Source organism: Paenibacillus sp. 2KB_20, assembly GCF_052115765.1.
GTDB lineage: Bacteria > Bacillota > Bacilli > Paenibacillales > Paenibacillaceae > Paenibacillus_AQ.
Genome location: NZ_JBFRHH010000002.1, coordinates 344,952 through 359,254 on the forward strand (window position 1 = coordinate 344,952; position 14,303 = coordinate 359,254).

At 51.2% G+C, this 14,303-nt stretch carries 13 protein-coding genes and 1 riboswitch; of the genes, 2 read left to right on the plus strand and 11 right to left on the minus strand.

The genetic code is table 11. The features are described 5' to 3' along the window. Positions 1 to 11: 11 nt before the first annotated feature. From kdpA to AB4124_RS07385, 3 genes are all read right to left on the minus strand, one after another. A complete protein-coding gene (gene kdpA / locus AB4124_RS07375; RefSeq protein ID WP_441972075.1) occupies positions 12 to 1,691 on the minus strand; it encodes a potassium-transporting ATPase subunit KdpA in 1,680 nt (559 codons plus the stop codon). 30 nt (positions 1,692 to 1,721) lie between these two features. Beyond that, positions 1,722 to 1,799 carry a potassium-transporting ATPase subunit F gene (locus AB4124_RS07380; protein WP_076322684.1) on the minus strand — a complete coding sequence of 26 codons (78 nt, stop codon included), beginning with the start codon at positions 1,797 to 1,799 and terminating at the stop codon, positions 1,722 to 1,724. Positions 1,800 to 1,949: 150 nt separating this feature from the next. Further along, entirely contained in the window at positions 1,950 to 2,360 is a 411-nt protein-coding gene (locus AB4124_RS07385; protein WP_379408669.1) for a hypothetical protein, read from the minus strand. Positions 2,361 to 2,490: 130 nt separating this feature from the next. After that, positions 2,491 to 2,658: riboswitch (cyclic di-AMP (ydaO/yuaA leader) on the minus strand. Between the two features lie 702 nt (positions 2,659 to 3,360). Between AB4124_RS07385 and AB4124_RS07390 the strand changes: the two genes are divergently transcribed. Next, on the plus strand, positions 3,361 to 3,825 hold the full coding sequence (locus AB4124_RS07390) for a hypothetical protein (RefSeq protein ID WP_441972078.1): 465 nt from the start codon (positions 3,361 to 3,363) through the stop codon (positions 3,823 to 3,825). Positions 3,826 to 3,883: 58 nt separating this feature from the next. Here the strand turns inward: AB4124_RS07390 and AB4124_RS07395 are convergent, their stop codons facing one another. After that, on the minus strand, positions 3,884 to 4,804 hold the full coding sequence (locus AB4124_RS07395) for a proline dehydrogenase family protein (protein WP_076322444.1): 921 nt from the start codon (positions 4,802 to 4,804) through the stop codon (positions 3,884 to 3,886). Between the two features lie 204 nt (positions 4,805 to 5,008). On the opposite strand from AB4124_RS07395, the gene pruA reads away from it, so the two are divergent. After that, positions 5,009 to 6,556, plus strand: coding sequence for an L-glutamate gamma-semialdehyde dehydrogenase (gene pruA, locus AB4124_RS07400; protein ID WP_441972080.1), 1,548 nt, complete (start codon positions 5,009 to 5,011; stop codon positions 6,554 to 6,556). Between the two features lie 72 nt (positions 6,557 to 6,628). Here pruA and AB4124_RS07405 read toward each other — a convergent pair whose 3' ends face one another. The 7 genes from AB4124_RS07405 to AB4124_RS07435 form a co-directional block, all read right to left on the minus strand. Next, positions 6,629 to 8,056 (minus strand): serine hydrolase domain-containing protein, encoded by a 1,428-nt coding sequence (locus tag AB4124_RS07405; protein ID WP_441972082.1) that lies wholly within the window; start codon positions 8,054 to 8,056, stop codon positions 6,629 to 6,631. 59 nt (positions 8,057 to 8,115) lie between these two features. Next, the gene (locus AB4124_RS07410; protein ID WP_430137652.1) at positions 8,116 to 8,877 is read right to left on the minus strand and encodes a polysaccharide deacetylase family protein; all 762 of its coding nucleotides are present in this window, start codon (positions 8,875 to 8,877) and stop codon (positions 8,116 to 8,118) included. Further along, positions 8,874 to 9,710: a carbohydrate ABC transporter permease gene (locus AB4124_RS07415; RefSeq protein ID WP_076322448.1), complete on the minus strand. Its 837-nt coding sequence runs from the start codon at positions 9,708 to 9,710 to the stop codon at positions 8,874 to 8,876. The genes AB4124_RS07410 and AB4124_RS07415 overlap by 4 nt, the downstream gene beginning before the upstream one ends. Then, the gene (locus AB4124_RS07420) at positions 9,710 to 10,585 is read right to left on the minus strand and encodes a carbohydrate ABC transporter permease (RefSeq protein WP_076322449.1); all 876 of its coding nucleotides are present in this window, start codon (positions 10,583 to 10,585) and stop codon (positions 9,710 to 9,712) included. Before AB4124_RS07420 ends, AB4124_RS07415 begins: the two co-directional genes overlap by 1 nt. 162 nt (positions 10,586 to 10,747) lie before the next feature. Beyond that, positions 10,748 to 12,001 carry an ABC transporter substrate-binding protein gene (locus tag AB4124_RS07425; protein ID WP_441972085.1) on the minus strand — a complete coding sequence of 418 codons (1,254 nt, stop codon included), beginning with the start codon at positions 11,999 to 12,001 and terminating at the stop codon, positions 10,748 to 10,750. A gap of 164 nt (positions 12,002 to 12,165) precedes the next feature. Continuing rightward, on the minus strand, positions 12,166 to 13,125 hold the full coding sequence (locus tag AB4124_RS07430) for a LacI family DNA-binding transcriptional regulator (protein ID WP_071219137.1): 960 nt from the start codon (positions 13,123 to 13,125) through the stop codon (positions 12,166 to 12,168). A gap of 233 nt (positions 13,126 to 13,358) precedes the next feature. After that, positions 13,359 to 14,270 carry a DMT family transporter gene (locus tag AB4124_RS07435; protein ID WP_441972088.1) on the minus strand — a complete coding sequence of 304 codons (912 nt, stop codon included), beginning with the start codon at positions 14,268 to 14,270 and terminating at the stop codon, positions 13,359 to 13,361. Positions 14,271 to 14,303: the final 33 nt, after the last annotated feature.

Genomic DNA, 14,303 nt, shown 5'->3' on the forward strand with positions numbered 1-14,303 from the left:
CACCTTTTCTATTAACGGATCGTCAGATGCTCAGCAATCGGACCAAGCACAAGTACAGGCAGGAAGGTCAATGCACCGATAATCAGAACCACTGCAATGAGAATGCCGGCAAACAGCTTATTATCTGTCCGGAACGTCCCAAGCGTCTCGGGAACCCATTGCTTCCGCATCAGCGAGCCGCCCACCGCCAACAGGGCAATCATCGAAATGTAACGGCCGAAGAGCATGACCAGTCCTGTTGTAATGTTCCAGAACGGCGTGTTATCTGACAGACCCTCAAATCCGGAACCGTTATTGGCAGCGGAAGACGTGTATTCGTACAATACTTGCGAGATGCCATGAAAGCCCGCATTGGTAATGCCTGCCTGCCCTGCATCTGTCATCAGCGCAAGGGCGGTCGGAGCCAGGATGATAAATGGATGCACCAGGATAACAATCGCAATCAGCTTCATCTCCCGCGCCTCGATTTTTCTGCCTAGAAATTCGGGGGTTCGACCAACCATAAGACCGGCCAGGAACACCGCCAATATCGCGTACATAAGCATATTCATCAGCCCAACGCCCTTTCCGCCAAAAACAGAGTTCAGCATCATCAGGGACAGCGGCGTAATCCCTCCAAGCGGCGTGAGTGTATCATGCATGTTGTTGACCGACCCGGTTGTGGCCGCGGTCGTCACCGTCGTGAACAGAGAAGATTGAGCAACCCCGAACCGGACCTCCTTGCCCTCCATGCTGCCTTGCGAGGCATCGATGCCCAAGCGGTTCAGCGCCGGATTGCCATTGGTTTCAGCGGCATAGTTCAGCGACAGGAAAGCGATAAACAAGGTCATCATCACCGAGAAAATAATCCAGCCCTGTTTGCGGCTCTTGGCGAATAAACCGAACGTATACGGAAGTGCCGCCCCGAGACTCCACATGGACAGGATTTCGATGACATTGGTCAGCGGGGACGGGTTCTCGAACGGATGTGCCGAGTTCACTCCCATAAACCCGCCGCCGTTGGTGCCCAGATGCTTGATCGATTCAAGCGCAGCTACTGGCCCTACGGCTATTTGCTGCTCGCTACCTTCCAGCGTCGTGACGCTGAGCGTAGGCTTCAAGGTCTGCGGCACCTGCAGCGCAACCAGTACCATTGCAATGATGAACGCAGCCGGGATGAACACCCGGGTGTGAGCTTTGACGAAGTCCTCAAAAAAATTACCGACGGTTGAGCCCTTGCTAGTCACCGCCCGGATAAAAGCAATCGCCACGCAGAGCCCGGTTGCCGCAGACGTGAACATCATCATCGTAATGACAGCCATCTGGGCCATATAGGATAACCCCGACTCCCCGCTGTAATGCTGAAGATTCGTATTGGTCATAAAGCTGATGATCGTAGAGAACGACAAGGTCGATTCCATATTATCGATGCCATTCGGGTTGAAGGGTAGTACTCTCTGCAACCGCAGAATCAAATACCCAGACGCGACCAGCACGATATTCGTCATCACAAAGCTGATGGCATAACCTTTCCACGTCATTCCCTTGCGTTCTTTCAAACCAATCAGTGTGAAGAGCGGTTTCTCCGCCCAGGAGAACCATCTGTCCGTTCCATTGCCTTCATTGCGAAACACCTGATATAGATAAGTTCCAAGCGGCTTTACCAGCAGCACCAGAACGAGTATAACGATGGCAATTTGTAAAATGCCCATGGCGAATGCCTTCCTCCTTCAGCTGTCTCCCTAGAATTTTTCAGGGTGAATCAGCGCATAAATCAAGTACAGAAAAATAAAGAGCGTGCATACCAAAATGATCATCATGGTTAATCCGCCTCCGGTTCAGAAACCACGCGCCCACACCAAGACATGAACAGCATGAACAGTCCGTAGGTTCCTCCCAATATGAGCACCATATATAAATCCTGCATGAATATAACCTCCTAAAACCTCGTTGTGATATCAGCCAAGACCTTAGCTGACAATGGACAAAATCAGGAAGGATACCTGGTGATGGTTCGTATGAAGCACCACATCGGCACCCAGCCCTTTGTATATCAATCGCGGATTGCTGGAATGGGTAATCACATAAATCGACTCTGTGGTCCAGGTCCGGCAAATCCGTAAATAGCGGCAGCATAGATTCAAGCTGCTCTCGAACAGAAACACCTTGCTGACGGGAAACTCGGGAATGATCCAGGTTTGCTCGTCCCTTGTATCGATTAGTATCATGTTGGTGCAGCCCAGCTCATGCAGCCTCTCCTGTTCAACCCGGTTGTTGGCTATGGCCACAAACGAAATGCGCTTAAAGATCAGCTGGCGGATAAATTCTTCCCCGGCCTTGTTCGGTGCGGATACCAGGATAAACTCCTGCGATTTCTCCATCTTTTGTTCTCCTCCTAAGTTCGGAAAGAGAAGACAACAACAAAGAAGCCTGTGGAAAGAGAAGAACTCTTCCCGCAGGCTCCTTAATAGGACACGGTGAAATACACCGTGGCCCAAGTCCACGACAATCGTTGCCTCTCTCGATACGCTTACGAGGTTAGCTGACGGATTCGGGCGTGAGAGTCGCCCTACCCATAGACCGTTATCTTGTCCATGGGATTCACCCCTGAGAGATAGATTCATCTCCCGACTGGTTCCCCCGTTCCTTTTCCATTCAAGGACTCAGCGAAAATTGAAAACGAGTAGCATGTTATTCTATTAGCCATTGACTAAACATCCAGGTCCGGCAAAACAACACAGCATCAGGTTCGAGCGGTGAGAGTCGCATCATCCTGCAATTTCAGCGAAGACCCATGGCGCCTTCGCCCGAGATTCGATCCATAAAAGAGCCCAACTGAGCTCTCACACTGTCTGTAGGCCTTCATGGAACGGCTGCCCGTTTGCCTGTCGCTGATGTCCGTCAATTCATAGTTCGTATCATACGTCTGGCCCTGCAGGAAGTAAATGTGAGCAAAAACACATGTGGCGTTATGTCGAACAGGAACTGACCAGTATCGCTTCATTATCTCTCGAATACTACTCTATACTATGTATTTCTCTTGTTTTCTTGTATTTATCGCAATCTATCGAGATACCGAGATTTTGCCATGATAATCGATGACACGACTGAATGTACACGTTTTCTTACACGGTTTTCATCGATTTTCGGAATATATCCGTCCCATATGATCATTTACTTTTAGTTTCCTCCGGCGTATGATTCATCCATCTATTCGAAACATTCGTTATACGCTGAGCTCCCCACAGATGGGGAGACGGGGGAACCAAAATCGCCAATGGAGCAGGGCCTCTAACGACAAAAAGGCCTGGAGAGCGGGGGATCTCTGCTCACCAGGCCTTTTTACCGTGCATATAACATTCCTATAAAGGAGCGTAGATCATGACGAAATTCATCGAGGATGCACTGACATCCGTTATCGAAACCGAAGTTCCCGCATTAAGTGTAGAGCCCATCCGCCATATGGAGATATTGCGTTTCGACCAGGGCTCGGCTGAACGCTTTATCCCCTGGAGCAAACGAGATTGGAACTGCGGTTTGTTCAAAATCAGCTGCAAAGACGCGGCCGGTTATGCCGAATATGCGCTGCCAAGCAACAGGGAATTCACGGATCTAGTCCGCTGGGCAGCCGTCTTTACGAGGCTGAAAGGCATGTCCGTGACCGAGGCCGTTCGCTATGCCCAGAAGCAGCACCAGTGGGGATCCGCCCGGATGCAGCTCGCCGTATCGGCGCTCGCCGATCTGGAGACCAATCGGCAACAGCACATCACCCGTAAGCGGTTAGGCAGCTTGCCGCTGGAGCGTTCCTTCCTGATGGACTGCTCGGAGGCGTATTATTTCTTCTAGGACAGTAGCTAGAGAGCTACCGTCCTCGCTTCACTTTCAATTGATTGTTTTCCCCCGCTCACTTGAACATATTTTTGAGCACCATCATCAGGTTGGCCGGCTTCTCCGCCAGCCGCCGCGTAAAATACGGGTACCACATCGTTCCGTAGGGCATATAACACCGAATGCGGTAGCCGTCCTGTGCAAGCGCTGCCTGATCGTTCATCCGCAGCCCGTACAGCATCTGAAACTCAAATTCCTGTTTGTCTATGTGGCTCTGCTCGGCAAACACCTTCACCCAGTCGATGATGTTGTCATCATGCGAAGCAATCGCAACGTAGGCACCCTGATCAAAATGCATTTTGATCAATTTCTTATAGTTGTCAATGACCTCCCGCTTCTGCTGAAAAGCGATCGTTCCCGGCTCTTTGTACGCCCCCTTCACGAGCCGCAGATTAACACCGGCATTGATTAAATTCTTGACGTCCTCCTCCGTACGGAACAAGTAGGCCTGCATCACGGTCCCCACATTGGTCAGCCCCTCCTTATGGAGCCGCAGCGTCATATCTATCGTCGCCTGGGTATACGGCGAATCCTCCATATCCAGACGAACGAAGTTGCGGTGCTCTTTCGCCTTTTTCGCCACCAGCTTGATATTCTCGTAAGCCTTCTCGGGGTCCAGTGCCATGCCCATCTGCGTCGGCTTCAGCGAAACGTTCGATTTCACTCCCCGCTTGGCAATCCCTTCTACAAGCTTTAAATACTCCTCCCGGTACCCGGCCGCTTCGTCCAGCGTCGTGATACCCTCCCCCAAATGATCGAGCGTGACGAGAATGCCCTTCTCATTCAGCCTCTCAATTTCATCCAGCGCCTCGTCCAAGGTATCGCCGGCTATGAATCTGCCCGCCAGTTTTCGGCCATACTTGATCGACAACCACTTCACGAATTTATTACCGGACACCGTCAGGATCACTTTACGGTAAAGTTCGGTTCCGTCCATGCGAGCTCCCCCTTTGCAAAAGGCAAACCAAAATGCACTCTATCTTAACTCATATGCAAAAATCATGACGGCATGCAGAAAGACATACATATCTAAACATCGAGCTTTTCACCAAGAGATTCTAAACACCCCACCATGACGCATTCAGCAGCTGGACCATAAACCTAAAGCTCCGAATCATATCATGTTAAGGAGGGGCCTCCCATGCGAGTACCTTTTCGGAATGAACCATTTCTGGACTTCAAAAACGAGTTGAACAACAAGTTATACGATGCTGCGCTATCCGCGGTCGAAGCCGAACTCGGCAAGACGTACCCTCTGGTTATCGGCGGTGCCCAAATCCATACGGAGCGTACCCTAAAGTCGGTCAATCCGTCCCGTAAACGTCAGGTCATCGGCATTTTATCCCAAGCCGATACCGAACTTGCGGAACAAGCCATTCAGACAGCCGCACGGACTTTTGAGACGTGGAAACACACCGCGCCGAGCGAACGGGCACGATATTTGTATAAGGCTGCAGCAATCATGCGGCGACGCAAGTTTGAATTCTCCGCACTGATGACGCTGGAAGCTGGAAAAACGCGTGCCGAAGCGGATGCGGATACGGCCGAAGCGATCGATTTCATGGAATTCTATGCACGCGAAATGCAGCGCCTAAGCGCGCCCCAGCCGCTAACGGTTCATGAGGAGGAAGAAAATCATCTCTATTACATTCCACTCGGCGTCGGCATCGTCATTCCGCCGTGGAACTTTCCGCTCGCGATTATGGCAGGCATGACCACGGCGGCCATCGTCTCGGGCAACACCGTTGTGCTGAAACCGGCGAGCACCACGCCGGTCATTGCCGCCAAATTCGTGGAGCTACTGGAAGAAGTCAGCCTGCCTCCGGGCGTTGTTAACTTCCTGCCGGGACCGGGCCAGGAAGTGGGCGACTATCTGGTGGATCATCCGCTGACCAGGTTCATCAGCTTTACGGGATCCCGCGACGTCGGACTGCGGATTCAGGAACGCGCGGCCAAGACACAGCCCGGACAACAATGGATCAAACGCGTCATCGCCGAAATGGGCGGAAAAGACGCCATTATCGTAGACAGTGAGGCCGATCTGGACCTCGCGGCAGACGCGATCACCGCCTCCGCATTCGGTTTCTCCGGCCAGAAATGCTCCGCCTGCTCCAGGGCCATCGTGCATGAGGACGTCTATGATACCGTGCTGCAGAAGGTTATCGACCGCTCCAAGAAGCTGGTTATCGGCAGTCCGTTACACGCCGCGGTGCAGGTAGGGCCTGTCATCGACGATAAGGCCTACCGTAAAATTCTGGACTATATCGAAATCGGGAAAGGCGAAGGCACGCTGGTACTCGGCGGATTTCCGGGCGATCCGGAGGGGTATTTCATCCAGCCGACGATCTTCGCGGACGTGGCCAGCACCGCCCGTATTTCCCAAGAGGAGATCTTCGGCCCGGTGGTGGCCTTCACGAAGGCCGCCTCCTTCGACGAAGCGATCCAAATCGCCAACAACACCGACTACGGGCTGACTGGCGCGGTGATCTCGAACAACCGCGCTCATCTAGAGCAGGCGCGGCGCGATTTCCATGTCGGCAACCTGTATTTGAACCGGAAATGCACCGGTGCCTTGGTGGGCACCCACCCATTCGGCGGCTTCAATATGTCCGGGACCGATTCCAAAGCCGGCGGGCTTGATTACCTGCTCCTGTTCACGCAGGCGAAGACGGTATCAGAGCGATTCTGATTACGGCATGCAAAAAAGCCTCTCCATGACGATGGAGAGGTTTTTTATGTGCCGCTGCTTATTTTACTGGCTCTATGCCTTAACCTTGCCCTTAATCTCCCGGACCACCTTGCCCTCGAACGATTGATTCATCCAGTATGCAAGATGAATGCTTTCCTCACCGAAGGTGCATTCCGTAGTTAAGTAGAATGGCGTCTCCGTCAGCCGGATGGTCAACTTCAACGTCCGATCATCCTTCCAGGTCATGGAGGCAGCATATTCGTTATCCGCCGTCATCATTAGCTTCGTGGTTCCCGACTTCCACTCGTTACGACCACAGACAACCAAATTGATGCCATGTTCCCCCTCAAGCTCCATGACTGCGCCATCTTCTTCAAATCGAACGGAGAATGAACGCAGCTTCTCCTCATTCTCCTCGAGATCATAGACGATCCCGGAGACGTCCTTCTCGATTGGGGATACCGCCTCTTCGATTGGCGGATCCAGCTTAAGCTCTTGCAGCGTTCTAGTAAGAGAAGCCTTCGCTCCGGTGTCGACCGGCAGTGCATCCAATCCCATCGCTGGCTGTAGATGCTCCCCTATCTCATTCAGCACGGCCTGCATGTCTCCAAGGCCGGAGGTAATCGCAATCACCGCATCCTGTTCCGGGAACACAACGCAGAATTGTCCAAAGGCACCGTCGCCGCGGTAGGCCCCGTTGCGGCACATCCAGAATTGATAGCCATACCCTTCGGTCCAATCCGAAGAGGAATCCGCAGGTCCGTTGGATATCTGCTTGGAGGTTGCCTCTTCAATCCACGCTTCCGGGATCAGACGCTGGCCTTCCCATACCCCCTTCTGAAGATAAAGCTGACCGAATTTGGCAATGTCCTCAGTCTTCAGCTTAAGTCCCCATCCGCCGGTGTTGATCCCCTGCGGACAGCTTTCCCAGGTGGTTCCATAAATGCCGAGTGGCTCAAACAGACGGGGCTGCAAATAATCCAGCAGCGTGATGCCAGTGACCTTCTGCAGAATGGCCGAGAGCATGTAAGTCGCTGCGCTGTTATATACAAAGTGGGTCCCGGGTTCATGCTCAACCGCTTGTTTAAGAAAATCGGCCACCCAAATATCGGACTGCATGGCAGGCTCCTGGTCGTGCCCCGTTCCCATAATCAACAAATCGCGAATCGTCATCGCGGACAGATTCGGCGAGGGATCTTCAGGAGCGTATTCCGGAAAGAAGCCGATCACCCGATCCTCCAGCGTAATCCGGCCTTCCTGGACCAAAAGTCCAATCGCTGTAGAGGTAAAGCTCTTGCTTAGCGAGAACAGCATATGCGGTTTGTCCGCATCATACGGCTTCCACCAGCTTTCCGCTACGACATGTCCATGCCGTACCAGCATGAAGCTGTGGAGTTCCAGCTCCTTTTCCTGAATCGATCGGATAAAGCGTTCGATAGACTGCGATGAGATTCCTTGATTTTCGGGGGTGCTTCTTGGCAATAATTGAACCATCTTCATGTTCATCTTCCTTTCGCCTCTCCCTGTATCCATAAGGTAAATTCATTATGGCCCTTCCATTATACACCAGGTAATGGTACCGCTTCATCATAACGTATAGCGCGGAAACCCAGTCGCTCACTAATCTCATTTAAGTCCTCCCGTGCAAGAAAAGAAGCCTCCTGATCGCGTCCGCGCGCCAGCTCTTCCCCATCCACTTGAGCATTGCCGCACTGCACCATTTCCTTCGAATATAGGGCTGGATGGGACAGGAAGAAGTACTGGTCTTCCGTCAGGCCGCCAAGCACCCTTTCAAACGACTCGACCCCGTCCGGAACGCCGCCCGGGAAAAAGTTATAGTAATCGCGATGGTTGATTAGCCCCTTCGCTTCAATCCAGCGGTCCAGCTCTTCTTGCAGCCCGGGTATGAAGCGCTCCGGCAGCATATGAGAATCGACATAAGAAATATTGAAGCCTGCTGCGGTCAGTTTATCAAGCTGCGCTTCGCACTCTACAAGGATCTCCTGCAGCGAAGGCGGATGATCCTGAAACAGGATCGGGTCCTGATAGAAATATCCGGCCCGATCGACAAGCGAAGGAACCTGTTCCTTCGCGGCAACAGGTCCCCAGCGTACGTTATCCCATTCCGCATTCAGCGTCATATGGAAACCGAAGCAAATGTCCTTGCGATGCGCCAACAGCTGCGCGGCCTCGGTAAGATAAGGGCCGGGGGCCATGATGGACACATTTTTGATGAACCCGGCCTCTACCGTCCGGGTAATCGCTAGATTGGCGGAACGGCTGGAAGCATAATCGTCGGCTCTCGTAATGATTCCCCTCATTTTACCGCACCTGCCGCAATTCCCTTGATGATGTATTTCTGAGCGAAAATATAGAAAATGACAACCGGGATGATCGTCAGCGTCAGACCGGCCATCGCCTGGTTCCACACAATCGTGAACTCCCCGAAGAAATAGAAGGTCGAGAGCGGAATCGTCCGCAGCCCTTTATCCGACAGCGTCAGCGATGGGAGCAGGTAGTCGTTCCACAACGCAATGACGTTCAGAATCGCGATGGTCACACTGATGTTCTTCAGCAGTGGGAACACGATTCTCCAGAACACGCCCAGCTTGGAGCAGCCATCTAGCGTTGCCGCCTCCTCCAGCGCAACCGGCACGGATTTGATGAACCCGTGGTACAGGAAAACCGCCATACTGGACGTAAAGCCGACGTTCATATAGATCAAGCCCTCATGGGTATTGAGCATTGGAATGTGCAGATTGCTTCGAATCCAGTCCATCACCTGCATCAGCGGCATCATGAGCGTCTGGAATGGAATCAGCATGGTCGCTACAAACGTGAAGAAAATGATTTTGCTCAGCTTATTATCCGTCCGCACCAGCATCCATGCCGTCATGGAGGCGAGCACGATGACAATGATCACCGAGATGACGGTGACATAGAGCGAGTTACCCAGAGCGGTGAAGAAATTCATCTTCTCCATCGCCAATTTATAATACTCAAAGCTGAAGGAAGAAGGCAGCGCGAGTGCATTCTCATATAGCTCCGCACGATCCTTGAACGAGTTAATCAGCATGATGAAGACCGGAGACAAGAAGACCAGTGCAACGAGGAACAGCAGGATGTCAAGCAGCCATTTCCCTGATTTCTTCATTACATCTGCACCTCTCTTCTCTTCGTGATGATAACTTGCGTCAGCGTAAGTCCGGCAACAATCAGGAAGAAGATGATCGCTTTCGCCTGACCTAAACCATAATTACCGTAAGCAAAAATCTCGTTGAAAATATTCATCGCAAACATCTCCGTCGCATTGCTCGGTCCGCCCTTGGTCAACGACAGGTTCACGTCATAGATTTTGAACGCCCCGGACAGTGTCAGGAATAGACAGATCGTGAACGAAGGCATTAACAGCGGGAACACAATGCTCTTCAGTCGCTGCCATATGTTGGCGCCATCGACCTTGGCCGCTTCCATCAGCTCATCCGGAATCCCCTGGATGCCCGCGATGTAGATGATCATCGTATAACCCGCCAGCTGCCAGGTGAATACGGCAACGATGGCGTACAGTGCAAACTGCGGATGCAGCAGCCAGTTAAAGAACACGCTGTCAAACCCGGTTTTCTCACCCAGGAAGCTGAAGGCATCCGTAAAAATAAACTGCCAGATGTAACCCAGAATCAGGCCGCCGATCAGGTTCGGCATGAAAAACATCGTCCGTGCCGCATTTCTCGAGCGGAGCTTTGTCGTCACCAGCAGCGCAAAGCCCAGTCCCAGAACGTTGACGCATACCAGAGCGAGCAGCGTGAATTGAACCGTATGCCAAGCCGATGTCAGGAATCGGTCGTCCTGGAACAGCTGAACGTAATTGTCGAACCCAACGAATACTTTAGGATTCGCCGGAATGCCGTCCCAATTGACGAAGGAGTACACGATCCCGATAATGAACGGGATGATGACCACGGTCGTGAAAATAAACAGAAGCGGCACCGTAAACAGGGCAAACCAGGCTTTATCCTTTCTTTTGCTCATAATCCATACCTTCTTTCCGTTCCGGATGATTCCCGCAAGGCGGCATCAAACCTTGAAGTCGTGTTAGAAAAAACAAAAGCCTAACGCTCATCATCAGAACGTCTGAGGCTAGGCTTTCGTTTTCATGGAATTGTAATATCAGATGATGGTCGCCCGCCTCGATTATTTCGATGCTTTCGCCCACACTTCATCCAGCTTCTGCAGGAACTGTTCTCCTGTCATGCTCGGATTCATGAAGTACTCCTGCGTAGCCGGAGCCAGGTCATTGGTGATGATTCCCGATGGGAAGTAGTTCAACGCCCAAGTGATCGTCTCACCCTTCGTTGTTGCTTCGTGCACCGCTTGAGACAAAGGATCCAGATCGCCTGCTTCAATATTCGTTAAAGCCGGGATGAATTTGAAATCGTCCACGATAGCTTTCTTCCCGCTGTCGCTAGTAAAGAGCCAGTTCAGGAAAGCGTTCGCAGCTTTGACTTCCTCAGCATCCGCCTGATTGTTTACGACCCAGTAGCTGGCCACGCCGACGGCGATTTTGTCATTGCCGGCGAGCGGGAATGGCATCATGCCGACTTTGGAGCCGAAATCACCGAAGTCCGCAAGCATGGAATAACTCCAGTTGCCTTGATGCACCATAGCCGTTTTTCCCGTTGCAAAGTCACCCATCTGGCTATCATATTTCACTTCCAGCGGATTCTTGGAATTCGCCTTGATCACGTCCATGAATTTTGCCCACTCTTGGAACTCCTTCGTATCCGCCATCTTCACTTCGCCTTTGTTCAGCTGCTCGATAAAGGCCAGCGGATCGGATTGTAGAGCAAACGGCGTGTTGATGATGTGTCCGATCAAGAAGTAAGCCTCCTGGGACAAACTCAAACCGTTCTTGCCGTCGGCTTTCAGCTGCTCCAGCGTCTTGGTGAAGGAATCCAGATCTTTCATGTTAGCCGGATCTACCATATCCTTGTTATACACAAGACCGAAACCTTCTACGCCGTATGGAACGCCAACGGTTTTATCTTCGACCTTCAATTCCATATCAGGCGCAATGTTCTTAACATACTCTTCACCGCTCAAATCGGAGAAATAGGATTTCAGCTTCTCGGACTCGGGCCCTGGAGCTACGCTGAATATAGTCGGTCCCTGGTTGCTGCTGAGCTTCGCTACCAACTGCTGCGAATAAGCGTCACCTGCGGCACCCCATACCTCAACCTCATTGCCGGTTTCTTCTTTATAGGTTTTAACCAAAGCTTCAAGAGGTTCTGTAATTTCAACTTTCGATTGGAAGAGCGTAATTTTCTTCAGCTTATCTCCCCCGGATGCTGCCCCAGAATCTTTGTCAGATGTACCACCACAGGCTGCAAGTGTCGCAACCAAAGCCGTTGCTGTTAGTATGCTTAATACCTTTTTTACTTTTTTCAAGTGACACGCCTCCCCCTTAAGGACTCTATAAAGTAAAACGTTTACAAACCCATCATAGGGCGGTTTACCTAGAATGTCAATAAAAATTGTACGCGTTTTCATAAAAATACTAAGTAAAAAAACTAGTAAAATTCTTGATATTTTACTAGTTGTACTCATAAAGTTTATCTCACCGTTTTTCTCCACTGAATGGTGGCATTCAGCTTAAAAGGCTCCCTGCCCGTTGTGCCCTTGATCATCTCGAGCAGCTCCTTCGCCGCCAAATAACCGCTTTCATAACGCGGGATTGCAATCGTGGTCAAACCGGCCATCGCCGCCGCATCCGAATTATCGAATCCGGTGATCGAGATATCCTCCGGGACCCGTATTCCGTTCTCTTCCAAAGCTTTGATCGCGCCGAGAGCCATATTGTCATTCGCACAGACCAGCACTTCCGGCAAGGCGTTGCTCAGGATCAGAATTTTGGCCGCCTGATATCCGCTTTCCTCGCTGTAATCGCCATGAAAGTAATTGCGGCGGTCAAACACGATGCCATTCTTCGCAAGCGTATCCATAAATCCGGCGAACCGCTCCTTGTGATCCAGGGTAAACTCCAAGCCGCCAATGTATCCAAAATTCGTAAACTGTTTATCCACCAAGGCCTGGACCATTTCACACATCACGGGGTAGTTGTCCACGATCACGCTTTTGGTGTTGGCGTACTCATTATCAATAATCCGATCCATGAGAACGACAGGGAACTGCGGCGTGGCTACCGAGACTAAATATTCGTCCGTCATGTTCCGATCGAGGCTTATGGTACCGCTTGCAAATTTACTGCGCATAAAATTGGTGCTGGATTTATTCGTACAGATGATAAGATCGTATCCATTCTCCGTCAGGCAATGGCTGATCCCCTTGATGATCTTTAAATAATAATCGCGATCAAAGTCGCTGAAGACAAATATAATCGTGTTGCTTTTATCGGATTTGGTTGACTTATGCGGAAAATAGCCGTGCTCCGAGCATAATCTCAGCACCCGCTCCCTCGTCTCCCGCCCCACGTTCTTACGCCCGTTCAGCACGTTGGACACTGTAGACACCGAGACATCCGCGAGCTTTGCAATTTCCTTCAAACCACTCATGAATCCTATCCCCTCTCCAAAGGCGTTAGTAAATTTAATATAACATGGATTTATTTTTAATAAAATTTACTTATTTTGTTTGGACGAGGTTTTCCTAGGAACATCATCCTTGTTATTGCTTCTCATGATACCTGTTCAGACGAGAAAACCTTTGTTCGCCATAGCAAAAAACAGGCCACACGAATCCATTCGCTGTGACCTGCTAAATCCGAATTCATTAGATTTCTTGCCCTTTATACGGTACCACACCGTTCCCTGATCGCGAATGGATCTTTTGTTTTATCTACTCGTCTAGGCCGATTCACCAGATAAATGCCAAGCCCGATACACACTGTACCGGCCAAGGTATACCAATGCAGCTGCTCGCCTAGTATAAGCCATCCGGATAATACACCGAACACGGGAATAAGGAACAGATACACGTTGGCTTTATTGGGATCGCTATTGCGCAGCACATAATACCAGGTGACGAACTGGGCAATCGAGCTCATCAGAATCATCCAGCCCAAAACAAAGAGTTCCTTAACGATCTGAGACGAATCCCATACAAAATGCGGCTGTTCCAGCAGCGGACTTGCGATGAGCAGAAGGATGCCTCCGATCAGCATCTGATAGGCAGCCATCACCCAAGCGTCAAACTCCTTACCCCAACGGGAACTTAGCAGCGTCGCCATGCCCCAGGCCATCCCTGCGTCCAGCGCAAACCAGAATCCGCTCTGCATCTGCATCTGCAAGCCTTGCGTAATGAACACGCCGATAAAACCGATGATCACGCCCGCCCACTGAAGAAGACGGTACCTTATACCGAAGATCAGGAAGCTGAACACGATGAACCAGATTGGGTTGCTGGAGGACAGAACCGAGGAGCTGCCAGAGGATATCGTCTGCATGCTCAGGTAGATGCCACTCATCACGAGTGCCGATTGAAACAGCCCGATCGTTGCCAGCTTCAGCCAGGCAGTGCCGCTCTTGGGATGGGGCCGTCTTACAATGAAGGGCAGCATCAGAAGTCCCGCTCCCACAAACCGAATCGCCAGCAGCACGAATGGGGAACCGAAGGAGAGCGCAATTTTGCCGATCGGGAAGTTAAGTCCAGCGACCAGCATCGTAAATATCGTCAGAAACAGCATACGCGGTTTGCTCATGCCATGAATTCCCCTCTCCTTAACCAAGTGTAT